Below are 25,423 nucleotides of genomic sequence, written 5' to 3' on the forward strand. Positions count from 1 at the left end.
GGCCGTTAGAGTATCAGCAAATATTTTTCGACTAGCGCATACAAAATAGCGGCGGTTTCAATATCGACTTCGCCGTCATAATTATTCGGCCTAAAGTGTAACTGAAATGCCCGGACTAAGTCGTGGTAGCCTAACTCACTGCTGGCAATAGTGGCGTCATAACCATAAGTGCCGAAGTGCGCGACTATTTCCGCTTTGTTCGGTAACCCCTCAGCGGTAAATTCCTGAATAAATTTCTCTTTAGTCTCGGGGTCATACCAGGCACCAATACCCTCTTCATATAGCTCTTGCCAGGGGAACTCGGGGCCGGGATCACTCTTACGAGTGGGGGCAATATCAGAATGTGCCACCACATTTACCGGCGAGATCTCGGGGTAGCGTTGTAAAATATTGGCCGCCAGCTGTTTTACCGCCGCAATTTGCACCGCAGTATAAGGCGGGAAATGCCAAACACCTTTATTTTCAGTGGCTAAATTGACGATTTCAATACCAATGGAGGTGTCGTTGAGATTGGTGCGCTCTGCCCAACTACTGACTCCCGCATGCCATGCGCGGGCATTTTCATCCACCAGGTTAAATATCTGCATATCTTTAAATCCGGCCTGAATATAACTTTCATCGGTAATATCTGGCACCAAATATTGAACACTGACGTTATCACCAGTTAAGGACTTTATTGATCCTTCAAAATTTTCAGCGGTGTAGTGTAAAACTAAAAATCGTACACGGGAGTTAAAGGATTTAACAGCACGAAAACTATTATAGTCAATCATATACATATCAAGCTCCTTGGACTTATACCTTAATCCAGATGAAAAAGTTAACTGCGAAATATTTAGGCTTATTGATTCTTAACGCAGTGACCACTTCTCTTGCTAGAAAAGAGTTCTAATTTTAATGGCTGAATTTTAAACATGACATCAACAAAGGCTAACTGAGTAGCATTGACTTATAATAAAATAGATCCCTACCCCACTAAATTATAACAACAGCCTCTATTTAAATTTAAGCAAGATAATTTCACCACACCTCATCCCGTGATTAGGCTAATAATAACCTGCCACTCTAATGATGTGGCTGCTATTTTGAAAATGCAGCTAAATTAAATGATTTATTAGCTAATAAAATTAATTTCATTATATCAACTTAAATCTTGCGCCATATAATTTACCCGTCTACGTTTAAAACTCTTACTCATATAACACGGTTATTGAATCATGATTAGTAACACCGCAAATAAATTGCAAGAAGAGTTATTAGACTCCCGATTTGGTTCGCAATCCTCTCGCTATATTGCTGAGTCGAGCCATTTCCCGTTAAAAGAGATGCGCGAGGATATTGCTTTTCAAATTATTAGTGATGAACTTTATTTAGATGGTAATGCACGACAAAACTTAGCCACTTTTTGTCAAACTTGGGATGATGAATATGTTCATAGGCTAATGGATTTGTCGATTAATAAAAACTGGATCGATAAAGAGGAGTATCCACAATCAGCGGCCATCGATTTACGCTGCGTCAATATGCTGGCTGATCTTTGGCATGCGCCAAAGCCCATTAACGGCCAGGCCACAGGCACCAATACCATAGGTTCATCCGAAGCCTGTATGTTGGGGGGTATGGCGATGAAGTGGCGCTGGCGTAAAAAGCAGTTAGCTGCCGGTAAACCTACCGACAAACCTAATCTGGTCTGCGGCCCTGTGCAGGTGTGCTGGCACAAATTTGCCCGCTATTGGGAGGTGGAAATCCGCGAAATTCCGATGGAACCGGGAAACTATTTTATGGATGCGCAGCGCATGATTGCTGCCTGTGATGAGAATACCATAGGTGTTGTCCCTACTTTCGGCGTGACCTATACAGGAAACTATGAGTTTCCCGAACCGCTGCACCAGGCATTGGATAAGCTACAGCAAGAGAAAGGGCTAGATATTGATATTCATGTCGATGCGGCCAGTGGCGGTTTCCTCGCCCCTTTTGTCGCCTCAGAGATCAAGTGGGACTTTCGTCTGCCGCGAGTGAAATCCATCAGCACCTCAGGCCATAAATATGGTTTAGCCCCGCTGGGCTGCGGCTGGGTTATCTGGCGTGATCAAGCCGCACTGCCGGATGAGCTGATCTTTAATGTGGATTATCTCGGCGGGCAAGTAGGCACTTTTGCTATCAATTTCTCCCGCCCTGCCGGGCAGGTTATCTCTCAATATTATGAATTTATCCGATTGGGTCGCGAGGGTTATACCAAAGTGCAACAAGCGGCCTATCAGGTCGCACACTTCTTAAGTCAGGCGATTGCGCCATTGGGCCCCTATGAATTTATCTGCACCGGTGATCCTAAAGAGGGGTTACCCGCCGTGTGCTTCAAAATTAAAGCGGGCGCTAACCCGGGTTATACCCTGTATGACCTCTCTGAGAGATTGAGGTTGCGAGGTTGGCAAGTGCCCGCCTTTACCCTAACCGGTCATGCCAGCGATATTGTGGTGATGCGAATTATGTGTCGCCGCGGATTCGAAATGGATTTTGCCGCGCTATTACTGGATGACATTAAATACTCGCTCCACTATTTGCATGAGCACCCCGAACTCCATGGCGTTGCCCAACAGAATAGTTTCAAGCACACCTAGAACTTGCCAGCTTAATTGCAGAAATTAAAGGATGGATATCTATGGCAAATAATCAATCCAGGCCGATGGCTACCAAAAAACTCGGCATCGCCACATTAGCTATTATGAATATTGTTGCCGTTGTCAGTTTAAGAGGCTTACCCGCTGAAGCTGAATACGGATTAAGTTCTATTTTTTACTATATTTTCGCCGCCATTTTTTTTCTTATTCCCGTCTCTCTGGTGGCAGCTGAATTAGCGACCGGTTGGCCTGAAAAAGGGGGCGTCTTTCGCTGGGTCGGTGAGGCTTTTGGCCCCCGCTGGGCATTTTTAGCCATGTTTATGCTCTGGATAGAGGTCACGGTTTGGTTCCCGACAGTATTAACTTTTGCCGCGGTCTCGTTGGCGTTTATTGGCCCCAATCAGCGCTGGGATGAGGCGCTATCGGCCAATAAATTCTTCGTACTGAGCATTGTGTTAATTGTCTATTGGCTGGCGACCTTTATTGCCTTTAAGGGGGTTGCCACCTTTGCCAGAGTATCCAAATGGGGCGGTATTATCGGCACCATCATTCCCGCCATTATTCTGATTATTTTGGGGTTTACTTATCTGTTTGCAGGCGGAACGCCACAAATAACACTGGCATGGGATGAAGTTATCCCTGATTTTTCCAATTTTAACAATATTGTTTTAGCCGCTAGTATTTTTCTGTTCTATGCCGGCATGGAGATGAATGCAATTCATGTTAAGGATGTGGATAATCCTAATCGTAATTATCCCATTGCCATTATGTTATCCGCGCTGGGAACCGTGATTATTTTTGTCTTTGGCACTCTCGCCATCGCTTTTATTATTCCGAAAGCTGATATTAATCTGACGCAAAGTATTCTGGTGGCCTATTCAGATATGTTCCAGTGGGCCGGATTGCACTGGCTCAGCCCGATAATGGCGATTGCGTTGGCTATCGGGGTCTTGGCCGGAGTGGTAACCTGGGTCGGCGGCCCTTCAACCGGGCTATTGACCGTGGCAAAAGCCGGTTATTTACCCCGCTGGTGGCAACATACCAACAAGAATGGCATGGCAACACATATTTTATTATTACAGGCGCTGATCGTCTCTCTATTATCAATATTGTTTGTCATCTTACCTTCGGTGCAAGCGGCATTTCAGATCCTCAGCCAATTAACCGTTATTCTCTATCTCATTATGTATATCCTGATGTTTAGCGCCGCCATCTATCTGCGCTATAGCCAATCACAACGCCCTCGCCCCTATCGTATTCCTGGTGGGAATATTGGTATGTGGGTAATTGGTGGCGCTGGATGGATTGGTTCAATTTTGGTTTTCCTGCTCAGTTTTGTGCCACCCAGTCAAATTGCCATCGGCAGCCCAGAAACTTATGTCGGCATCTTAATTATCGCCACTCTGTTCTTCTTTATTTTACCGCTGCTGATTTATGCGGCGCGTAAACCCCATTGGCGTGATGAAAAAACTGATTTTGCCCCCTTTACCTGGCAAGCGGCAAATAGCCATCCCGGCCTGCCCGCAGAGAGGTTAATAACTAAGGAGAACATGAGCATTCAGGGTGAGACTATAGATTAGAAAACATAAAAACCAGAGTAATCAACGGGCTGATAACTGCAACTCACTGTGGAGTGGGATGATGAAACCTGACTTAAAAGTGCTGCAACACAGCGTCAATAAAGCGCATCGACAATATTCAACCACCGCTGGCGGGAGTAACGCCAATTATATTCCCTATCTGGCCAGTGTCCCATCATCATTAGTTGGCCTGGCGGCGGTGACCATTGATGGCGATATTATTGCGGCAGGTGATACAGAATATCGCTTTGCCATCGAATCTATTTCTAAAATATGTACACTCGCACTGGCACTGGAAGATGTCGGCCCGCAGCAAGTACAAGAAAAAGTCGGCGCTGATCCTACGGGCTTACCCTTTAATTCAGTTATGGCGCTTGAATTACATCAGGGCAAACCGTTATCACCACTGGTCAATGCCGGTGCAATGTCCACCGTGAGCATTATTCAAGCCAATAGTAGCGAGGCGCGTTGGCATGATATTCTGCAAATCCAGCAACAATTATCCGCAGCCCCCATTAGTTTATCCGATGAAGTGAATCAATCGGAACAGACAACCAACTTTCATAATCGGGCCATTGCCTGGTTACTCTACTCTGCCGGCACGATGTATTGTGACCCGATGGAGGCGTGCGAAGTTTATACCCGCCAATGCTCAACATTGCTAAATACCATTGAGCTGGCAACTATCGGCGCCACCTTGGCTGCCGCTGGCATTAATCCTATCAGCAAATTGCGGGTATTAACTGCCAGTAACATCCCCTTTATTTTGGCTGAGATGACGATGGAGGGCTTATATGGTAGCTCCGGTGATTGGGCATACAGTGTCGGCTTACCGGGTAAAAGTGGTGTCGGCGGGGGGATATTAGCGGTGGTTCCAGGGGTGATGGCCATTGCCGGGTTTTCACCGCCGTTAGACTCTATCGGCAATAGTGTTCGCGGACAGAAAATGGTGGCTCATGTGGCAAAAGCGCTGGGGTATAATCTGTATAAGGTGTGACTCAGAACGGATAGCTAATTTTAAATTGGCCGTTGCGGTAATATGCCGTTAACGGCCTCTTCTGGCTAACAGAGTCGGTCAATTACGCCAGCAATAACTTCTGTAATTCAGCTAATGAGCTGACTTGATAGCGTGGTGAAATATCATCATCCAGTGCGGCCCCATGCATATTGAGCCAGCAGGTATCAATACCGGCATTAATACCGCCCTGAATATCCGAATGGAGGTTATCTCCCACCATCAGAATCTGATCTTTCGCCGGATGATTCATTAAATTAAAAGCATACTCAAAGATCGCCACATCAGGTTTAGCTGCCCCGACCTCTTCAGAAATAATGAGCGGAGAGAAGATATCTTTTAAGCCAGTGCGCTCTAACCGAATGGTCTGTAATCCGGTAAAACCATTGGTAATGATGCCCATATTCACTTTACCGCTCAGCGCATCGACCAACTCACGGGCGCCCGGTAATAATGAACAGATATCAGCCATCGCCACTAAAAACTCACTGTTCAGCCGCGTTGCCGCCACACCTAATTTTTCCGACCACATTTCAAAACGGGTATTTTGTAATTCACTGGCAGATATCTTACCGTCCTGATAATCAACCCACAGAGGCTTATTAACCAATTGATAGTGATCGAAATCCTGCACGGAGAAATCCACATTAAAGCGCGAAAACATCAGCTTTAACCCTTGATAAGCATCAAAGTGAAATAAAGTTTCATCCGCATCGAACAATATCCATTGGTATTTCATCACTGTTATCTCTCTAATATCATTAGGCGCGCTATGGTAGCGGCTATTACCGCTTAGCTCAAGCTACGCTGACTATCATATAAGCAGTGCTGCGGAGATATCCCGGTTAATGGCAATCGTCGCCTCGCCAGTGATGAGTGGCGCTTCAAATGCGGCTAAAATTTTGCGGTTAATCTCAACCAGCGCATCATCGAGTTTAACCTCCATATCTGCCGCAATATCAACCAACTTCTCACGCTCCCAAGTGTCACGTGAAATAAGCAATTTCAAGAAGGTAGCTGTGCTCTCAGCTAAATTAGCCGCGATGGCACTCATTGATTGTGGATGAATCTCTTCTGGGGTCTGCACCACGACATTTTCGGTGACAAATAGGTTTTCGAGCAATTTTACCAGCTCCAGACTCTCACTCTTTAGCAGATTAATCCGATCGGTATTATTAATAATTTCAGCTGTTGGCGATGGTAGACTTAATGTCATTGGCGTAGCCCGACTATCAAGGTCGGTATAAACCCATTTGCTGTCTAAGGCAAAACGCTTATACACCCGCTCAAGGAATTTCACTTCTTGCGGGGTGATAGTTCCCTCAACTTGCATTAAGTGTGCCAGGAAACGCGCAATAGCACGGCGATTATCCAGCGAGAGCGGCTCTAGATTATTTTTCAGTGCCAACAAGGTGTTATTTTTTCTGATACCCGGTTGGAGATAGGCTTTTAGGCGCATACGCTGACCTGGGCTCAAATAACCCCAGGCATCAATATGCCGAGTTAAAATCAGTGACTCAGGCTCGCCGATATGCCCATCGATCATCACCGCAGCACAAGCGAGCTCCACTGCCAACATAGTGACACGATATGCGGCAAAGCTCGCAGATTCAGCCACCATTGATTCAATAGGAAATAGCGCCACAGTATCTTGCAGCACTGGAGTGCGATTATCCGCTCTGACATCAGGTTCAATACCCACTTGCAAAGAGGCGAGAGCAAAAGTGAGTGCCATCACCTGACTGCGAGTAATGCGCTCTAAGGGTTTGGTATCACACGCGGTGCTGAGCCGAAGAAAAATCTCCTCCAGTGTGATCAGCAATAAACCATAGCCCACTCTGGCTTTGATGCTCTCTAACTCAGTTTTTAATGTCGCAGACCACAAAGGTATCGGCATTAATAACTGCCCCTCCAGCGACATTTTTTTCTTTGGATTAACACTGGCGAAGCGGTTATAAATATCGAGGTCTTGCTGACAAGACTCAAATATTGCCCGTAGTTTATCTCGGTGAGCTTTGCATACAGCCACATTGGGCAACTCGCCCATTTGTTGGAAAAACTCTTGCCCCATTAACCCCGCAGAAGCTGGCCGGTAAAATATCAGTAGCCTGGTTTTATTAACGGGTAATAAAAATCCATCGCCATACTTCTCCTGATAACGCTGTTGAAACAGCGCGGAGAAAATATCAGCACAATGGGCCATCGAGACATTCTGATTTATTGCCGGATCGGCTTCCCCCCAGGCAAGTGCCCAGGCTGCGGGCAATGGTTTTTGGTCAACAGCTAACTGCCCTAACCCAACCAGCAGTGCCAGCGGTAACTCCGTTGACGAATCCCGTGTGGGTGGCGGAGGCGACAAATAGAGTTTCTCTTCGATATTTACTCGAGAGAGATAAACTAATAAATTCTGCGCGTAGTGGTTGAACGCATTATTTTTTCCATAAATTCCTAACAGCCGGTTAATCTCTGCCTCAAGAGTAGGCAGTTCCCTTTTCGCCACGGGATCTATGGTGGCATCAACCAATATTCGGTGCTCTAAGCCATAGAAAAATAAGAAAACATAACCAATCTGCGCTGTAGGCGATTTACGACCTTCTGATAACCACTGTAAATAGGCTCGTCTTGCTTCCGGTGAGCATGTCGAATAGTCGGGCGCATTATCAATCAGCGGTAATGAGATATCACTCTCTGTTTCCGCGACATCCATTGATGGATTAATAAATGCAGGCTCGGCACCGGTACGATTACTTTTGTATTTATTACCAATGTAAACCATGCCATCCGGCAAGTTAATTCCGGCGACCACCGCCAGTTCACCAGGACGCAGCCATGATGCACGGGCTAGAGAACCGCGGGATATTTCGGGCTGTTTCGCCTCAGGTTTGCTGGCCTCTTCCACGGGTGGATTTTGCTTAGTGTTATTGTTATCCGTGGTATGTTCCGGTTCCAGTTGCGAAGGGGTTATCGGGTAATCCCCCAGATCGGGGATAGCGGCAGTTTTCTGCATGTCACTGCTAATCACTGGACTCAGGCGGGGCTTAGCCCCTTTGAGGTTTTGCCAAACAAAAAATAGGCATAAGATAGCCGCGCTTAGTGCAATCCACGCCTCTCTTGGGATTCCGGTGATCAGCCCTAAAACGACTATCAGTAGGATAACCCAGCCAGTACCGGTAGATTTTCTCTTAGCCACGATGCTTTATATGCCCCTATCTTAAACTGCTAATTTTTATACTGCCTTTAATGGCGATTTTTAATAAAAAATTCTTTTTATACACGCTTTAGTTAGCAATGGATTAGAGTAAAAAAGCGTATAAAAAGCCTTAATTTGTACTTAAGTCAAATTTATAGGTTAAGTAATAAGTCAGTTTTAAATTTAAATATTGTCCAGACAACAATACAGTAGGCTTAAGCCTCTAATAAATCAATTATGCCAGTTGATTATGCATTCAGCTAGTAAAGTCTATGCAACCATGGCATAAATTCCGTAGCTTTTGGTGAAACATCAACCCGTAACATTGAGCATCACGGTGGGATATATGCAGAAATTAGCTGAAATTATTAATATGGTTGCCCATCCAATCAGCGATGCGCTGTTCATTGCACAGTGTAAGAGCACCCTTGAAACCTCCGGTGTACTGGTATTATCGGACTTTTTATTAGCTCCGGTGCTGGCCAGCATTAAGCAGGAGGGGATCGAACAGCAGTATCAAGCCTATTATGCCGCTAATCAGCATAATGTTTATCTAACCAAGCCAGACCCCGCCTTCCCCGCCGACCATCCGCGAAATCGGTTAGTCACTTCGTCAAAAGGCTGTATTACCGATGAGGAGATCCCGGCGAATTCCGCACTACGAACACTCTATGACGCCAAAGATTTTCAAGATTTTCTGTGTGCTGTATTAGATGAAAATCAGCTCTATCCCTACGCAGATTCGCTTTCATCAATTAACTTACACTATGCCAGTCAAGGCCAGGAGCTGGGTTGGCATTTTGATAACTCGTCGTTTGCTATTACTTTATTGGTACAAAAACCTCAGGCCGGTGGCGTTTTTGAATATATTGAAGAGATGCGTGATGCCGATAATGGCGAGATGAATTACGCCGGCGTGGAACAATTATTAAATCAACAGATTGTCCCTAAAACATTGCAGATTGAACCCGGTGATTTGGTGTTATTCCGTGGGCGAAATGCTATTCACCGTGTCACCCCCACCCAAGGGGATATTACGCGCATGCTGGTGGTGTTGGCCTATAATGCACAGCCAAATATTGCGTTATCCGAAACGGCCAGAGTGACCTTTTATGGCCGCATTTAGTTTTTTATTGTGAGTTTTATGTCGCGGGCTTGCCCTGGCCCGCAATTAAAGCAATTGAAAACCAAGATACTTTCCATTTCCCCGCCCACCCCTAATAGAGATAATTAAGGTCATTGTATTGTCGGTGGTAGTAGCATGATTATGTTGGCAATTAAAACCAACACTTATATATCTGTTGATAGATAGGAGAAAATAATCATGTCAAATCAATATGAATTATTTAGTATTTCAAATGACAAATATGCGCCAACTGGAGACGCGAGTGTCAGCTACCCTCAATTATCTATTCGCACTAACCGTACTGCCGAGCGTTCAGATTTAAATGAAGTGATTAAAATCGCTGACAATGCTGCAAACCAGTTCCCTGCCGATGATAAAGAGAATCGAGCTAAGGCTGTTGTTAAAGTGCTGACGGAACTATTTGGTGGTGGTAGTTTTGGTCATGCTTGGATCATATTTTTTTATAGTGCTAAAAAAGGCGATTGTACCACCTATGCCTATCATGAAAAATATGGTTTTGTGAAAAATGGTATTGCATCCGATAGAAATGATAGCCCCGAGCGGAGGTTCCATCTGCAACGGACAGTACCTTTAACCGATCCTGGAAAACATCCAGCCACCTTGGAGGAAACTATTATTCCCAGATTAAATAAAGAAAGTTATGCAATTGCAAATATTATGGGTATGGAAGTGAAAGATCCAAAAAATGGGGCATATACGCCCATTAATAACTGCTCCTGGTTTGCTGGCAAACTGTGGAATTATGCCTCAGGTGAGAAATTGATATTTGAACAGGATTTTGATGGCGCTGCTCATGCCGATAACTGGGGGATGTCTTTCCTCTCTTTAGTTAAGAAAATTGCTGATCCGGGGATGATTGCTGAGAGCCTTGAGGCACAATAATCTGATGCAATAGCGGAAATAAAAACGAAAAATCCCGGCCATAACTATACCGGGATTGTTTAATCACCATGGATGATGACTTATTTAATTGCCATGGCATCGCGCATGGTAAAGAACAGATCAGTTTGATCCGTCAGACCCACAACGTTTGCGGCGTGCGGGCCGTAAGCGGCGATACGTAATTGCGTACCGGTATGCCCTTGCGAATCATCTTCAGAGTTGCCGTAACTTATCGCCATTACCGCCCCATCTTTGGTGGTTAATGCCTGGGTCAAACCAGGCGCTTTAGCATCGGCTTCGATAATCTGGCTGGAGTGCGCATGGTCTGCCGTCACAATGACCAATGTATTACCGTCAGCGCGGGCAAACTCCAATGCTTTTTGCACCGCCTCGTCCAGATCAACAGTTTCACCAAACTGGCCGCAAGGGTTAGCTGCGTGGTCTTGCTTATCAATTGACGCCCCTTCCACTTGTAAGAAGAAGCCCTTCTCATTGGTTTTCAGCAGATCAATCGCTTTTTCCGTCATGACCGCTAAGGTTGGAACCTCTTTGGTGCGCTCAGCATTGTTTTCACAAACCACCGGCGGTTTATCCAGGTTGCCATGGTAGGAGGCTTTCGGCCCCTGCCAGCGCACCGGCATATTGCCGGCGCTGAATAGCCCCAACAGCGGTTTTTGTTGGTCAGCTTGTTTGATGGCATTCAGCTCATCAAGATTTTCGACAATCACATAACCTCGGGCCAAGGCTTGGTCACGTAAGGATTTATCTTTCCATTCACCCGCTTTGGCCACCTGGCTGAAGGATTTAGCGCCACCGCCGAGGGTGACATCAGCACGGCCGGCGATCATCTGCTCGGTAATGGAGCCACGCCCACCATTTTCCAGCGCATTAGTGCCGCACTTCTCACTGGTCTCTTCTGGGCCATAGCATTTTCGCCCAGTGACGTGAGCAAACTGCGCCGCAGGGGTGGCATCTTGCAATTCAGCGGTAGAGACATTGCCGGTTGCTTTGCCCCCTTTTTTAGCCAGTTCCAGTAACGTGACCTGATCTTTACCAAATACATCAACACCTAAGGCACCATTATAGGTTTTCACGCCGGATGACCATGCGGTAGCAGAGGCGGCGGAGTCAGTGACGTAATCCGGTTTTTGTGTTTTCTTATCTAATGAGTAGTGCGTGTATTGCCCCGTCAGCGGCAGGGCATCAATCCCTTTAAAGAAGCCGCCAGCGCCCATGGCATAGTTACGTGCCGAGGTGATCTCTGAATCCCCCATACCATCGCCAATCAGTAAAATGACGTTTTTCACTGTCTTATTGGAGAGCGAATCGCGAAGTGCCTGGGTTTGATCACCGGTCAAACGGCGCGCGCCACCAAATTGTGTGATATCACCTTGGGCGCTGCGATCATATAGACCGGTGGCGGCGGCAATGGCATTGGGTGTGAATAGCGTGCTACTTAGCATCAGGGTGGATAACGCGATCACGGATAGTGAATTACGACGGATAAAAGAGGATTCGCGGTTCTGCATCAGTATAATTCCTTGTTGTAAAACAGTAATACAGTTTGTATTAATTGGTTACAACGGATACTAGAACAAGCGAATGACGCTTTTATGACAGTCGATATTAATTATTCCTGCGGCTGTTAGGTTACCCCCCAGATGCTCTCTTAGCGGTTTCATCTGTTACGTGTCGGTAATTTGCAAGATAGCGATATGGTGGCTCGCCGCGTCGCACTGCTACCACAAGCCACCTGTGCGACACCGCAATATTTACAGCAGCACGGCACACCTGTGACCACGATAGCAGCCGAACTGTTCTGCTCGGCTGCTACTAGCGATTAAAGTGCTTTCTCAACGGATTGATAGATATCGATATCAAAGTAGCCGTCGGTCAAACCATCATTGAGGTAGACCTCATAACATGCCCCTTCCGCCGGGCGATAACCACTTTGCGGCAGGTGATGATGATACAATTCACCCCATGCTTTGGCGTAATCATCGTCTGTCACGCGGCTGTGATAGACCGCGTACAGACCACCGGGGATCTGTTGCAGTGTCAGTTGATCACCCAGTTGTGCCGGCAAAATATAGTCATCAGCAACAGACAGGGAAACATCCGCTCGTAATTCAGCCGGAGGATTGGTTTCTGGATTGTCCCAGTAGAGCGCCAGCCACTCTATAGCGGGAAGCTGGTGCTGGGAGTAGAGTGATGAAAGTTGCTTAAAACCTAGCGGGATAGTTTCGTGATAAGGGCCAATGAGCCGGATGCTGACGATTTTTTTCGGCTGTTTTTCCACTATTTTAAATGTCATATCGTTACCTCGACTGAATGATTTCAATAAAGATTAAGTGACCAAAATTACGATTTCGCACAACAACTGTTTATTTATACAGCATAGCGATGTTTTATGACATTTATTCGCTTTTAACCTGAATCTGCGAAGAGCTTCGCAAAAATTCATCCGCCTGCTCAAGTTGGAGATGGCTGAAAACTGTAATCCCATGGCGGCGCAATAGTGCCGTAGTGACCCCCTGACCGGCACGCTGGCTGCCATTGAAGTGCCCATCATAGATACGGCTACTGCCACAAGATGGACTACCTTCAGTCAAAATTGCCAATGTGCAATGGTGCTTTTGCGCCAACTCCAATGCCTGATAAGCCCCTTGCAGAAATTCGCGGCTGACGTCATTGCCCCACTGCTCAATCACCCGCGCCTGCCCTTGCAGCACTGCCTCACCGTTACCTTGCTGAATTTCAGCGGGCGGGCGTGGTACTGGCATTCCGGCGGCTAATTCCGGGCAGACGAGAACTAAGCGCCCTTCGTCCTGCCAGCGCTGAATAATGTCATCGCTGACAGGGAGTGCACTGCCGTTATAGCGCACCGGTTTTCCCATCAAGCAGGCGCTGATCAGGATGCGTGCAGGTTTCGATTCCGATTCCACGTGGTTATCAACCTTAATGAATATTATGTGGCAAATAGGAGATGATGATTATGCCGATAATAGCTAATTAATAGCCTCTGGTCATGAACCTAGAGCACATCATTTCTACGCCAAATAGCTATTATCACCCTTTATGCGGGATCATTCAGTGTATTGAGGAGTTGTGGTAACAGCTGTGCCCGGCATCCTAGCGACTAATCGCCGTTTCACCCACCCTGGCCTTATAACTAAACTTTCTGCGTTATGCGATTATCATCACGATAAAAGCAGGTTTTTAACTTGGCACCATGATAGGTCGCTAGTGAAGCCCTATTTCATGCAATAATTATCGGCAAAATGTTTATCGGCTGATGGCAGCGATGTAGCGGAGAGTTATGAACAGATTTTTTATTGATCGGATGGCGACCCCGCAGGGTGAACTGGTACTGATAGCAGACGAAGAGCACCGGCTACGGGCCATTGATTGGAGCGACCATTATGAGCGCCTGCTAAAGTTGCTACGCCATCATTACCGCGCGGATAGCTTTACCCTGGTGGAGAAACGCAATCCCGGCGGGCTGAGTGACTGTATGCAGCGCTATTTCGCTGGCGAGTTGAGCATCATTGACGATCTGCCGGTGAAAACCGCCGGTACTGATTTTCAGCGGCAGGTGTGGCAGGAGTTGCGGAAAATACCCTGCGGCGAAACCATTAGCTATGGCGAATTGGCACAAAGAATCAATCGGCCAACCGCTTCGCGCGCCGTCGGCATGGCGAATGGCCTGAATCCTATCTCGATTGTGGTTCCCTGCCATCGGGTGATTGGGCAGCAAGGGGCATTGACCGGTTACGCCGGTGGGGTGGAGCGAAAACGCTGGTTATTAATGCATGAGGGTTATCTTTTAGCATGCTAACCGTTCTTGCACTTATCAGACGCCAGAAAAGATGTTAAAATTGACGCATATCAATATTATTGGGAATACCCTATGATCCCGGAAAAACGCGTAATCCGACGTATTCAATCTGGTGGTTGTGCAATTCACTGTCAGGATTGCAGTATTAGCCAGCTCTGTATACCGTTTACCTTAAATGAACATGAGCTGGATCAGCTCGACAATATCATTGAAAGGAAAAAACCTATTCAGAAAGGACAGGCGCTGTTTAAAGCAGGTGATGAACTCAAATCCCTGTATGCCATCCGTTCCGGGACCATCAAGAGTTATACCATCACCGAAGAGGGTGACGAGCAGATCACTGGTTTCCATCTGGCGGGCGATTTGGTCGGTTTCGATGCTATCAGTAATTTGCAGCATCCAAGTTTTGCACAGGCGCTGGAAACCTCAATGGTCTGTGAGATCCCGTTTGATACGCTGGATGATTTATCCGGCAAGATGCCCAACCTGCGTCAGCAGATGATGCGCCTGATGAGTGGCGAGATCAAAGGGGATCAAGATATGATTTTGCTGCTGTCGAAAAAGAATGCAGAAGAGCGTCTGGCGGCCTTTATCTATAATCTGTCACGCCGTTTTGCGCAACGTGGTTTCTCTCCGCGTGAGTTCCGCCTCACCATGACACGGGGTGATATCGGCAACTATTTAGGTCTGACGGTTGAGACCATCAGTCGTTTGTTAGGCCGTTTCCAGAAAAGCGAAATTCTGAGTGTGAAAGGTAAATATATCACAATCGAGAATACTGAAGCCTTGGGCAAATTAGCCGGTAACCCAAGAGCAACGCTGTAATATCATCGTAGACCAGATCAATATAATTGATCTGGTTCTCTTTCCCAGCTATCCACTTTCACTTTCATGGTTTACTCTTTAACTAACATACTGTTAATTCACGGTTGTAAGGAGACTCTATGGCAAAGTATCAGAATATTCTGGTTGCTATTGACCCCAATCAGGATGATCAACCGGCATTAAGACGTGCCGTTTACCTTGTGCAGCGCAATGGCGGCACAATCAAAGCATTTTTGCCTATTTATGATCTGTCATATGATATGACGACCTTGCTATCACCTGATGAGCGCACCGCAATGCGTAAAGGGGTTATCAGCCAGCGTTCTGCATGGATAAGCGAGCAGTGTCGGTTCTATATTGATGCCGGTATCCCCATTGAGATCAAAGTGGTGTGGCATAACCGCCCCTATGAAGCCATTATTCAGGAAGTGCTGAAAGCCAAACACGATTTGTTGCTAAAAATGGCCCATCAACATGACCGGCTGGAGTCGATCATCTTCACGCCAACTGACTGGCACTTACTGCGCAAATGTCCATGCCCGGTCTGGATGGTCAAAGATCAGCCCTGGCCGGAGGGTGGCACCGCGCTGGTGGCCGTCAACCTCTCAAGCGAAGACCCACTTCATGACCCGCTCAATCTGCGGTTAGTTAAAGAGACCCTAGAACTCGCCGAGAATGTTAACCAAACTCAAGTGCATTTGATCAGTGCCTATCCGGTTACACCGATTAATATCGCCATTGAGTTGCCTGATTTTGACCCGAGCGTCTATAACGATGCTATTCGTGGTCAACATTTGGTGGCGATGAAAGCCTTGCGCCAGCAGTTTGGTATCGATGAGAAATTCACCCACGTAGAGAAAGGATTACCTGAAGAGGTTATCCCTGATTTGGCTGAGCATTTGCGGGCTGGCGTGGTGGTGCTGGGGACGTTAGGCCGCACCGGATTGTCTGCCGCCTTTATTGGCAACACCACCGAACATGTGATCGACCATCTTAAATGTGATTTGTTGGCCATTAAGCCAGAAGGATTTACCTGCCCGATAGAAGGCCATGAAGATCAGGATGATACCGAGTAGATCCCCTTCCCTACTTCCTCATCATTAAGCTAAAAAAGGGCCACATAATGTGGCCCTGAGGTTATTGACAAAGTGCCGGTTGAGGAGAGAACAGCTAGATCGTAAAGACGCCGTAAATCCCTCCCTGGAGGCTCGAACCGCGCCATCCCTGGCGCGGACGCTTTACTCTTCTACCCGTCCTCTCCGTTCCAGATCGCATCATCGGGGTTCGTCAGCAGTCTGAGCGCCACATAATGTGGCCCTTCGTCTGTACTACCCGATCACTACAGTGCGCGTAAAATGGCTTCTACGCTCTCTTTGGCATCGCCAAATAGCATCTGAGTATTCTCTTTAAAGAACAATGGGTTTTGCACGCCAGCATAGCCGGTGTTCATTGAACGTTTAAAGGCGATCACACTCTGTGCTTTCCACACTTCTAACACTGGCATACCCGCAATTGGGCTGCGCGGATCTTCCAGCGCTGCCGGGTTAACGGTGTCATTAGCACCAATCACCAACACCACATCGGTGCTGGCGAAATCATCATTGATTTCATCCATCTCCAACACCACGTCGTAGGGGACTTTGGCTTCGGCCAATAACACGTTCATATGACCAGGCAAACGACCCGCAACTGGGTGAATACCAAAGCGCACTTTGATGCCACGAGCTTGCAGTTTTGCTGTAATTTCAGCCACCGGATACTGTGCCTGCGCTACCGCCATGCCATAGCCCGGAGTGATGATAACCGAGCTAGCATTTTTCAGCAGCTCAGCCACTTCTTCCGCATTGGTTTCACGGTATTCGCCCATCTCTTCGGCATTACCGGTAGAGGAGCCATCAGTACCGAAGCCACCGGCAATGACGCTGATAAACGAACGGTTCATCGCTTTACACATGATGTACGACAGAATTGCACCAGAAGAACCCACCAGAGCACCGGTGACAATCAACAGATCGTTGCTCAGCATAAAACCTGCTGCCGCCGCGGCCCAACCGGAGTAGGAGTTCAGCATCGACACCACAACTGGCATGTCTGCGCCACCAATAGAGGCCACCAAGTGCCAGCCAAAGCCCAGCGCAATCACGGTCATCAATAACAACGCGACCACTTGTAGGGCAAGGCTATCGGTTTTGACAAACAGAATCATCAGCAAGAATGAGACAACCAGCGCCACCAGATTCAATTTATGGCGTTGTGGTAGCATCAGCGGCTTGGATGAGATAATCCCGCGTAATTTACCAAAGGCAACAATAGAGCCAGTGAATGTCACCGCGCCGATAAAGATACCCAGGAACACTTCGGTCAGATGGATGTTCACCATCACCGCATCCATCACTGCCGTGCCGTGATCCAGATAGCTGTTGAAGCCAACCAGAACTGCCGCCAGACCGACGAAGCTGTGCAGGATCGCCACCAGTTCTGGCATTTCGGTCATTTCGACTTTCTTCGCCAGATAAATACCAATGGCTCCACCAATCACCATGGCAATGATAATCCAGGCCACGTTACCGGAGTCCGGCCCCAGAATGGTCGCGATAAGCGCGATGGCCATCCCTGTCATACCGAAGGTGTTACCTTGTTTGGATGTTTCGTGGCGCGACAGCCCAGCCAAACTGAAAATAAATAAAATCGCAGCAACTATGTACGCAGCTGTAACGAGACCACTAGACATCAGTTACCCCTTCATTCTTATAAGTCATGGTGTTATACCAACTGAGTTTTTATCGAAAAACTAGTTTTTACGGAACATTTTCAGCATACGCTGGGTGACGGTGAAGCCACCAAAAATGTTGATGCTCGCAATTAGCACGGCAATAAAGGATAAGAAACTCACCCAGCCGCCATGACCAATCTGCAACAACGCGCCGACGACGATAATGCCCGAAATGGCGTTAGTCACTGACATCAGTGGGGTATGCAGCGCATGGCTGACATTCCACACCACGTAATAGCCAACCACACACGCCAGCGCAAAGACCGTAAAGTGAGATAAGAACTCTTTCGGGGCTACATTCGCTAACCAGCCAAACAGCACAATCGCCAGCGCCATCATGATATATTTCGGCCATGGTGATGTTGGTTTAGCCTCCTCTTTCACTATTGGCGCAGCTTTGGCTGCCTGAGGCTGTGCTGACACCTGAATCGGTGGCGCAGGCCAGGTCACTTCACCGGTTTTAACCACGGTTACACCGCGAATAACGGTATCTTCGAAATCAATGTCAATCTCGCCATTTTTCTCTTTACAGAGCAATTTCAGCAAGTTAACCAGGTTGGTTCCATATAGCTGAGATGACTGAGTCGGCAAACGGCTAGGTAAATCAGTATAACCAATGATTTTTACGCCATTCTCGGTGACGGTCACTTTATCGGCGACGGTCAATTCACAGTTGCCCCCGGTCTGCGCGGCCAAATCGACAATCACGCTGCCCGATTTCATTGATGCCACCATCTCTTTGGTGATCAATCGTGGCGCAGGTTTGCCTGGGATCAAGGCGGTGGTGACGATGATGTCCACTTCAGCGGCTTGTGCGGCAAACAGCTCCATTTCAGCTTTGATAAAGGCTTCGGACATCACTTTCGCGTAGCCATCACCACTGCCCGCTTCCTCTTCAAAATCCAGCTCAAGGAATTCAGCGCCCATACTCTGGACTTGCTCTTTAACTTCCGGACGGGTGTCAAAAGCACGGACGATCGCCCCCAAACTCCCGGCTGCACCGATGGCGGCCAACCCCGCCACACCGGCGCCAATAATGACCACTTTTGCCGGTGGCACTTTACCGGCGGCCGTGATTTGCCCGGTGAAGAAGCGGCCAAATTCGTGGGCGGCTTCAACAATGGCGCGGTAACCCGCAATGTTCGCCATGGAACTCAGGGCATCCATCGATTGGGCGCGAGAGATACGCGGCACGGAATCCATCGCCAATACCGTCACCTGGCGCGCTGCCAGTTTTTGCAATAATTCTGGGTTCTGCGCCGGCCAGATAAAGCTGACCAAGGTGCTCCCGGCGCGCATTAGCGCAATTTCGTCCTCAAAGGGCGCATTCACTTTGAGGATAAGGTCGGATTGCCACACATCGGTGGTATCCGTAATGGTGGCACCCGCTTCTTGGTACGCTGCATCGTCAAAACTGGCTAAATGCCCAGCTCCGCTCTCAATCGCCACGGTGAAGCCTAATTTCAGCAATTGTTCCACCGTTTTCGGTGTTGCTGCGACACGGGCTTCATTGGCCAACCGCTCTCTTGGTACACCAATACGCATAATGTTCCCTTTTACCTGTCTTTGATGATAAATAATGTCATCCTGCCTATGTACTGACAAATCTGCTCGGTTATAGCTCCCTATAACCTACTGAAAATGTGACCGATGATCCATATTTGTCTGAGCTTCTGATGCAGTTTTTGCACTAAAACTGGCAGGCGGAAAGAACTCTGTATAATTCACTATAAAAATTATATTTACTAGCGGCATCTCCTGCAACTTTGCGCAAGAGTGACAAGTCTCGCGATAATAAGGCAGCCCAGTAGTGGCGCGGCATCAGGTTAGAAAAATGTAAATAACCCGCACTTATGACGTTAAAGCCACTATTCGTAAAGCTTATCCAGATTCTTAATGTAAAGTACTGATGGCGAAACTTCAGTATTCATACACCCAGTCATATAAATTGCTGAGACACCCGCCATTATTACATGTAATAATCATCCGCTATTCTGTTACACATCAATTGTTCCGCACGTATCAACGTTAATGCGCAAGGCGAAAGGATTTTTTATGAAGCTGAAATACACGATCATCGCGTCGGCATTGCTATCACTCACTGCGCTTTCTGCTGCACATGCGGCAAAAGAACTCGCACCAGAGCAAGCAGCAGCCATTAAGCCATTTGATCGCATTACAATTACTGGCCGATTTAATGCAATCAATGAAGCAGCTGATGCGGTATCCCGCCGTGCTGATAAATTGGGCGCGGACTCTTTCTATATTCAAGATATCAATAGCAACAATAATGGCGGCAACTGGCGTGTAACGGCCGATGTTTATCATAAAGATGCACCGGAAGTGAGCAAAGAAGCCCAGTATCGTGACTTTAACGGGGTGAAAGAGCTACCAAAAGCCGAAGCTTTTGCCTTGCAGCCTTATGACACTGTCTCTGTCAGCGGCTTCTTCCGCAGCCAACCAGATATTAATGATGCCATTTCAAAAGCGGCGAAAGAGAAAGGAGCATACTCTTTCTTCATCGTGCGTCAGGTTGATGCCAATCAGGGCGGCAACCAATTTGTGACCGCTTATATCTATAAGCAAGACGCCGCAAAACGCGCGGTACAAAGCCCAGATGTGATCCCAGCAGATTCAGATGCGGGCCGTGCTGCACTGGCAGCCGGTGGCGCAGCAGCCGCGAATGTTGAAATTCCAGGTGTTGCCTCTTCAGGTACACCAAGTGCTGATGTTGGCCGTTTCTTTGAGACGCAATCATCAACAGGTAAGCGTTACACTGTCACCTTGGCTGATGGTACGCAAATCCAGGAGTTGAGTAATACTACCGCTGCGCAAATGGCCCCCTTTGATTCAATTAGCTTTAGCGGTCACTTTAACAGCATGACTGATGTCTCCCATGAAGTCGCGAAACGCGCCGCAGCCAAAGGTGCGAAGTATTACCATGTGACCCGCCAATGGCAGAACCAAAGTGGTGGTAATCTGAGTGTTAGCGCTGACTTGTTCAAATAATCTTTGCTAGTCACGATAACCGCAATAAGGGCAGCCGCGCGCTGCCCTTTTCTATCTGTATGCCGCGCCCTTTTCACCACTCAACACGGACTGAATACTTTTTTGTCTAAATCGCATATCTAATCATTGCATGATGGCTTATCACTCCGTAAAATCCTCCGAAAATTCTGGCCTATTATCTGTTAAATATTGATTAATCCGCCTCATATAATGCTATTTACAAGCCAGTAACCATTCATTAATACTGTTAAAATCAGGAACCCTAATTGGAAAAAAAACTTGGCCTGACTGCGCTCACGGCGCTAGTCCTCAGCTCAATGCTGGGTGCCGGTGTCTTCAGCCTGCCGCAAAATATGGCTGAAGTGGCCAGTCCGGCGGCATTACTTATTGGCTGGAGTATTACTGGCGTCGGGATTATTTTCCTGGCGTTTGCCATGTTACTGCTAACGCGCCTACGCCCTGATCTGGATGGTGGTATTTTCACCTACGCCAAAGAGGGTTTTGGTGACCTTATCGGCTTCTTTTCCGCATGGGGCTACTGGTTGTGCGCGGTGATTGCAAACGTATCCTATTTAGTGATTGTTTTTGCTGCATTGAGCTTTTTTACCGATAAGTCGGGCACCACTATTTTTGGCGAAGGTAACACCTGGCAGGCGCTGCTAGGGGCCTCCTTGCTGCTGTGGTTGGTTCATGCGCTGGTGTTACGTGGCGTGCAAACTGCCGCCAGCATCAATATGGCGGCTACACTGGCAAAACTGCTGCCCATCGGGGGTTTTATTGTTTTGGCCGGCCTGGCCTTCAGCCTCGATACCTTCAGTTTTGATTTCACCGGTATCGCCCTGCACACCCCGGTCTGGCAGCAGGTGAAAGACACCATGTTGATTACCCTGTGGGTCTTTATTGGCGTGGAAGGTGCGGTGGTGGTCTCTGCCAGAGCACGTAACAAGAGAGACGTCGGCCGCGCAACCATGCTGGCGGTTATCTCTGCGCTCTGTGTTTACCTGCTGATTACCCTACTGTCTCTTGGCGTGGTGCCGCGTGCGGAGTTAGCCGGTATGCGCAACCCCTCAATGGCGGGCATTATGGTCGAGATGATCGGCCCCTGGGGAGAGGTGATTATTGCCACTGGGCTGATTATTTCGGTGTGTGGCGCTTATCTTAGCTGGACCATTATGGCGGCTGAAGTGCCAATGGTGGCCGCCAAACATGGCGCATTCCCGAAAATATTCAGTCAGCAGAATCAGCATAATTCGCCGGCAAAATCACTGTGGCTCACCAACTGTGCGGTACAGGTGGCACTGGTTCTGATCTGGCTGACCGGCAGCAACTACAACACCTTGCTGACGATTGCATCAGAAATGATTCTGGTGCCCTATTTTCTCGTCGGCGCTTTCTTATTCAAAGTGGCGTTGCAACGTCAGGACTGGCGTCTGATTCTGGTGGCCAGTGGTGCATGTCTGTATGGCTTGTGGCTGATTTATGCCGCCGGATTGCTCTATCTGCTGCTATCCGCGCTGCTCTATGCTCCGGGATTGCTGGTGTTTATTTATGCCCGCAAAGGTCATGATGGGCTTAGACTGCTCAACAAAGTGGAACGGGTGGCGATTGCTCTGGTATTGGTTGCGACCCTTCCCGCGACCTGGTTTATGATGCACTGAATGAAACAGGATATATAAAGTAGATAGTTGAAATATAGATAGCACAAATGGGCAGACTGAGCGTGACCTGTCAGCCTGATCTGTCCATTTGGCTAGCGAATAACGACGACTAACTATCTTCTGCGCCAGCGAGATCCACAGATAGACATTCGCCCTGCTGACTTAACCCCATGGTAGGTGGGAATTTTTGCTTAATCATGCCAAGCTGTGTCGTTTCCAAAGGATAAGGCAGTTGGATATCCAACCGGGTTATCCCTTGCTGTTCTGCTAACCGAATCAAGCGGATAATATTGGTTTCGTCACTGAGCTGGGTGGAGAGCACCTGTAGCGCCAAAGCCGTCAGTCGCTCCTGTGGCGTCTTCTCTAATTCTGCCTTCGACTTGACCACCATCCCAAAAATCGGCATCACACCATAAATTGCATCAATGAAACCCCAGCGTTTTTTGCATGACGCTGCCAGAAAATCCGTGTAATCGAAGCAAATTTTTTCACTCTGCGCTGACGCGCCGGTGCTTTCGCCACTCATCCCTCAGTCCTTAGCTGAACGGTACAGCTATTCATTACTCATAGATATTGATATAAACGATGGGCGTAGCTAAATAGAGATGACGATAAAATCACTTTTATTAATATAATGAAATGATTCGCCTGTTGTCTAGCAATCCGTCGTCCGCATTAATAACAAATTGAATAAATTACGTGCATAGTATTGCGGCTAACCACGCGCTATGCTGAATGCCGACCACTCTTATAAACTGAAAAACATGACCAGAATAGTTTTTGTCGAAGACGACCCGGAGGTCGGAAAACTGATTGCTGCTTATCTTGGCAAGCATGACATTGATGTGTTTGTCGAGCCTCGCGGCGATACTGCACAAGCGGTCATTGAGCATCAACAACCTGATTTGGTGCTACTCGATATCATGTTGCCCGGCAAAGATGGCATGACACTTTGCCGTGATCTGCGGCCCCATTATGATGGCCCGATAGTATTACTGACCTCACTCGACAGTGATATGAACCATATCCTCTCCCTTGAGATGGGCGCTAATGACTATATTCTGAAAACCACGCCGCCCGCCGTGCTGCTAGCGCGATTACGTCTACACCTGCGTCAGCACCATCAGCAGCAGTCGAAAGAGACGATTAGCCCACCGTTGACCGGCCATAATGCTATTCATTTTGGCTTACTTTGCATTGATCCGGTGAATCGGCAAGTCAATCTTAGTGACGAAGAGATCACCCTGTCGACCTCTGATTTTGATTTGTTATGGGAACTGGCCACCCATGCCGGCATCATTATGGATCGTGAAGCGCTGCTGAAAAATTTACGTGGTGTCAGTTATGACGGCATGGATCGCAGTATTGATGTGGCTATCTCACGTTTGCGCCGCAAACTCTATGACAACGCCCTGGAGCCTTTCCGGATAAAAACCGTGCGCAACAAAGGCTATCTGTTCGCCCCCAATGCCTGGGAGTCGGTGCAGCAATGAGGAAACTATTTATTCAGTTTTTCTTACTGCTATTCGTCTGCTTTATGGTGATGGCAATGCTGGTCGGGCTGGTCTACAAAGTCACGGCGGAACGCGCGGGTCGCCAGTCATTGGATGATTTGATGAAAAGCTCACTGTCATTGATGCGCAGTGAGCTGCGGGAGATCCCGCTAAAGGATTGGAATAAGACCATCGCCACACTGGATTTAAATCTCTCTTTTCAATTACATATCGAGCCTCTCGATAAGCGGGATCTGGGTGAGCGATTAAATAAGCGTCTGCGTGCGGGTGAGATTATTGCTCTGGATGATGAATATACCTTCCTGCAACGCATTCCCCGTAGCCATTATGTCCTCGCCGTTGGCCCGGTGCCCTATCTGTTCTATCTGCATCAAATGCGGCTGTTGGATTTAGCCCTGCTTATCCTGATTGGCTTGTCATTAGCGCTGCCGGTCTTTCTTTGGATGCGACCCCACTGGAAAGATTTGCTTAAATTGGAGAACGCAGCCCAGCGGTTAGGGGCGGGTTATCTTGACGAACGAACTCACTTTGACCCGACATCCAGTTTAAGCCGCCTGGGGCTAGCCTTTAACCAAATGGCCGATAACATCAGCAAATTGATTGTCAGCAAAAAAATGCTGATTGATGGCATTGCCCATGAACTGCGCACCCCACTGGTACGTTTACGTTATCGTTTAGCGATGAGCGATAACCTGACGGAGAGTGAACAACAGGCGTTAAATCATGATATTGGTCAGTTGGAAGCCCTGATTGATGAGCTGTTAACCTATGCTCGTCTGGATCGTCCGCAAGTCTCCCTTAATCTGGAACCAATAGATCTCCCCAAGTGGTTAACGGCAAAAGTGCTGGATATGCGCATGATCCATCGTGAACGCGAGATAGAACTTGATATCCCTCATCGCGGCGATTTTGGCGATGTTGACCTGCGTTTGATGGAGCGCGTATTGGATAATCTGGTCAATAATGCGCTACGTTACTCAACTAAGCGGCTGCGCGTGGGGCTGTGGTTTGATGGCGACAACGCCTGCTTGCAAGTGGAAGATGACGGGCCGGGTATTCCACTGGAAGAGCGTGCCCGGGTCTTTGAGCCTTTTGTTCGCCTCGACCCAAGCCGGGATCGGGCAACCGGCGGTTGTGGGTTAGGGTTGGCCATTGTTCACTCCATCGCACTGGCGTATCAAGGGAGTATCTCCGTCGATGCCAGTTCACTGGGGGGGGCGAGCTTCCGCTTTTGCTGGCCGGTCAAAACCCGCCCGCCGCTGCCCGTTGAGCAAAATGAATAAAACGATAGCTGTAATAAAACGATAACTGTAATAAAGCGATCTACCCTAATAAAACGATCAACCTAGTAAAACGATTAACCTAATAAAATAA

The 25,423-nt window shown here is 47.8% G+C and carries 22 protein-coding genes; 13 read left to right on the forward strand and 9 right to left on the reverse strand.

Annotated elements, in window-relative coordinates; genetic code table 11:
- Positions 1 to 5 precede the first annotated feature (5 nt).
- A complete protein-coding gene (locus HRK25_RS16090; protein ID WP_005276691.1) occupies positions 6 to 779 on the reverse strand; it encodes an N-acetylmuramoyl-L-alanine amidase in 774 nt (257 codons plus the stop codon).
- Positions 780 to 1,217: 438 nt separating this feature from the next.
- On the opposite strand from HRK25_RS16090, the gene gad reads away from it, so the two are divergent.
- The 3 genes from gad to glsA all read left to right on the forward strand — a co-directional run bounded on the left by gad (position 1,218) and on the right by glsA (position 5,195).
- Positions 1,218 to 2,618, forward strand: a complete 1,401-nt coding sequence (gene gad / locus HRK25_RS16095) for a glutamate decarboxylase (RefSeq protein WP_005276690.1) — start codon at positions 1,218 to 1,220, stop codon at positions 2,616 to 2,618.
- 41 nt (positions 2,619 to 2,659) lie between these two features.
- Positions 2,660 to 4,198 (forward strand): glutamine/gamma-aminobutyrate antiporter GadC, encoded by a 1,539-nt coding sequence (gene gadC, locus HRK25_RS16100; RefSeq protein ID WP_050413694.1) that lies wholly within the window; start codon positions 2,660 to 2,662, stop codon positions 4,196 to 4,198.
- A gap of 61 nt (positions 4,199 to 4,259) precedes the next feature.
- Positions 4,260 to 5,195 (forward strand): glutaminase A, encoded by a 936-nt coding sequence (glsA, locus tag HRK25_RS16105; protein ID WP_032898377.1) that lies wholly within the window; start codon positions 4,260 to 4,262, stop codon positions 5,193 to 5,195.
- 82 nt (positions 5,196 to 5,277) lie between these two features.
- Here the strand turns inward: glsA and yjjG are convergent, their stop codons facing one another.
- Both yjjG and HRK25_RS16115 read right to left on the reverse strand, forming a co-directional pair.
- On the reverse strand, positions 5,278 to 5,952 hold the full coding sequence (yjjG, locus tag HRK25_RS16110) for a pyrimidine 5'-nucleotidase (protein WP_032898376.1): 675 nt from the start codon (positions 5,950 to 5,952) through the stop codon (positions 5,278 to 5,280).
- Between the two features lie 75 nt (positions 5,953 to 6,027).
- On the reverse strand, positions 6,028 to 8,403 hold the full coding sequence (locus tag HRK25_RS16115; protein WP_005276686.1) for a tellurite resistance TerB family protein: 2,376 nt from the start codon (positions 8,401 to 8,403) through the stop codon (positions 6,028 to 6,030).
- 346 nt (positions 8,404 to 8,749) lie between these two features.
- Between HRK25_RS16115 and HRK25_RS16120 the strand changes: the two genes are divergently transcribed.
- Entirely contained in the window at positions 8,750 to 9,529 is a 780-nt protein-coding gene (locus tag HRK25_RS16120; protein ID WP_032898375.1) for a HalD/BesD family halogenase, read from the forward strand.
- A gap of 198 nt (positions 9,530 to 9,727) precedes the next feature.
- The gene (locus HRK25_RS16125; RefSeq protein ID WP_005276684.1) at positions 9,728 to 10,432 is read left to right on the forward strand and encodes a hypothetical protein; all 705 of its coding nucleotides are present in this window, start codon (positions 9,728 to 9,730) and stop codon (positions 10,430 to 10,432) included.
- A gap of 80 nt (positions 10,433 to 10,512) precedes the next feature.
- On the opposite strand, the gene phoA is transcribed toward HRK25_RS16125, so the two are convergent.
- Positions 10,513 to 11,961, reverse strand: coding sequence for an alkaline phosphatase (phoA, locus tag HRK25_RS16130; protein WP_005276683.1), 1,449 nt, complete (start codon positions 11,959 to 11,961; stop codon positions 10,513 to 10,515).
- 186 nt (positions 11,962 to 12,147) lie between these two features.
- On the opposite strand from phoA, the gene HRK25_RS20320 reads away from it, so the two are divergent.
- Positions 12,148 to 12,276, forward strand: coding sequence for a hypothetical protein (locus HRK25_RS20320; protein WP_257210076.1), 129 nt, complete (start codon positions 12,148 to 12,150; stop codon positions 12,274 to 12,276).
- Here HRK25_RS20320 and sbmC read toward each other — a convergent pair.
- Positions 12,273 to 12,746, reverse strand: coding sequence for a DNA gyrase inhibitor SbmC (gene sbmC, locus HRK25_RS16140; protein WP_005276682.1), 474 nt, complete (start codon positions 12,744 to 12,746; stop codon positions 12,273 to 12,275). The genes HRK25_RS20320 and sbmC overlap by 4 nt on opposite strands.
- A gap of 103 nt (positions 12,747 to 12,849) precedes the next feature.
- Positions 12,850 to 13,329, reverse strand: a complete 480-nt coding sequence (locus tag HRK25_RS16145; RefSeq protein WP_005276681.1) for a 2-thiouracil desulfurase family protein — start codon at positions 13,327 to 13,329, stop codon at positions 12,850 to 12,852.
- Between the two features lie 422 nt (positions 13,330 to 13,751).
- Here HRK25_RS16145 and ogt point away from each other — a divergent pair, with 422 nt between their 5' ends.
- The 3 genes from ogt to uspE all read left to right on the forward strand — a co-directional run bounded on the left by ogt (position 13,752) and on the right by uspE (position 16,171).
- Positions 13,752 to 14,270, forward strand: coding sequence for a methylated-DNA--[protein]-cysteine S-methyltransferase (ogt, locus tag HRK25_RS16150; RefSeq protein WP_005276680.1), 519 nt, complete (start codon positions 13,752 to 13,754; stop codon positions 14,268 to 14,270).
- A gap of 72 nt (positions 14,271 to 14,342) precedes the next feature.
- Complete coding sequence (locus HRK25_RS16155) at positions 14,343 to 15,095, forward strand: FNR family transcription factor (protein ID WP_005276679.1); 753 nt, start codon at positions 14,343 to 14,345, stop codon at positions 15,093 to 15,095.
- Positions 15,096 to 15,214: 119 nt separating this feature from the next.
- On the forward strand, positions 15,215 to 16,171 hold the full coding sequence (gene uspE / locus HRK25_RS16160) for a universal stress protein UspE (RefSeq protein ID WP_005276678.1): 957 nt from the start codon (positions 15,215 to 15,217) through the stop codon (positions 16,169 to 16,171).
- 263 nt (positions 16,172 to 16,434) lie between these two features.
- On the opposite strand, the gene pntB is transcribed toward uspE, so the two are convergent.
- Entirely contained in the window at positions 16,435 to 17,826 is a 1,392-nt protein-coding gene (gene pntB / locus HRK25_RS16165) for a Re/Si-specific NAD(P)(+) transhydrogenase subunit beta (RefSeq protein WP_032896263.1), read from the reverse strand.
- Between the two features lie 60 nt (positions 17,827 to 17,886).
- On the reverse strand, positions 17,887 to 19,413 hold the full coding sequence (pntA, locus tag HRK25_RS16170) for a Re/Si-specific NAD(P)(+) transhydrogenase subunit alpha (protein WP_005270541.1): 1,527 nt from the start codon (positions 19,411 to 19,413) through the stop codon (positions 17,887 to 17,889).
- A gap of 510 nt (positions 19,414 to 19,923) precedes the next feature.
- Here pntA and ydgH point away from each other — a divergent pair.
- Complete coding sequence (gene ydgH, locus HRK25_RS16175; protein ID WP_032896257.1) at positions 19,924 to 20,877, forward strand: DUF1471 family protein YdgH; 954 nt, start codon at positions 19,924 to 19,926, stop codon at positions 20,875 to 20,877.
- A gap of 266 nt (positions 20,878 to 21,143) precedes the next feature.
- Entirely contained in the window at positions 21,144 to 22,535 is a 1,392-nt protein-coding gene (locus HRK25_RS16180; protein ID WP_005270537.1) for an amino acid permease, read from the forward strand.
- A 109-nt stretch (positions 22,536 to 22,644) separates the two neighbouring features.
- Here HRK25_RS16180 and HRK25_RS16185 read toward each other — a convergent pair whose 3' ends face one another.
- Positions 22,645 to 23,061: a hypothetical protein gene (locus HRK25_RS16185; protein ID WP_005270535.1), complete on the reverse strand. Its 417-nt coding sequence runs from the start codon at positions 23,059 to 23,061 to the stop codon at positions 22,645 to 22,647.
- 238 nt (positions 23,062 to 23,299) lie between these two features.
- On the opposite strand from HRK25_RS16185, the gene rstA reads away from it, so the two are divergent.
- Both rstA and rstB read left to right on the forward strand, forming a co-directional pair.
- The gene (gene rstA, locus HRK25_RS16190; protein ID WP_032896293.1) at positions 23,300 to 24,028 is read left to right on the forward strand and encodes a two-component system response regulator RstA; all 729 of its coding nucleotides are present in this window, start codon (positions 23,300 to 23,302) and stop codon (positions 24,026 to 24,028) included.
- Positions 24,025 to 25,332: a two-component system sensor histidine kinase RstB gene (gene rstB, locus HRK25_RS16195; protein ID WP_032896255.1), complete on the forward strand. Its 1,308-nt coding sequence runs from the start codon at positions 24,025 to 24,027 to the stop codon at positions 25,330 to 25,332. The genes rstA and rstB overlap by 4 nt, the downstream gene beginning before the upstream one ends.
- Positions 25,333 to 25,423 lie beyond the last annotated feature (91 nt).

Source organism: Yersinia bercovieri ATCC 43970 (assembly GCF_013282745.1).
Lineage (GTDB): Bacteria > Pseudomonadota > Gammaproteobacteria > Enterobacterales > Enterobacteriaceae > Yersinia > Yersinia bercovieri.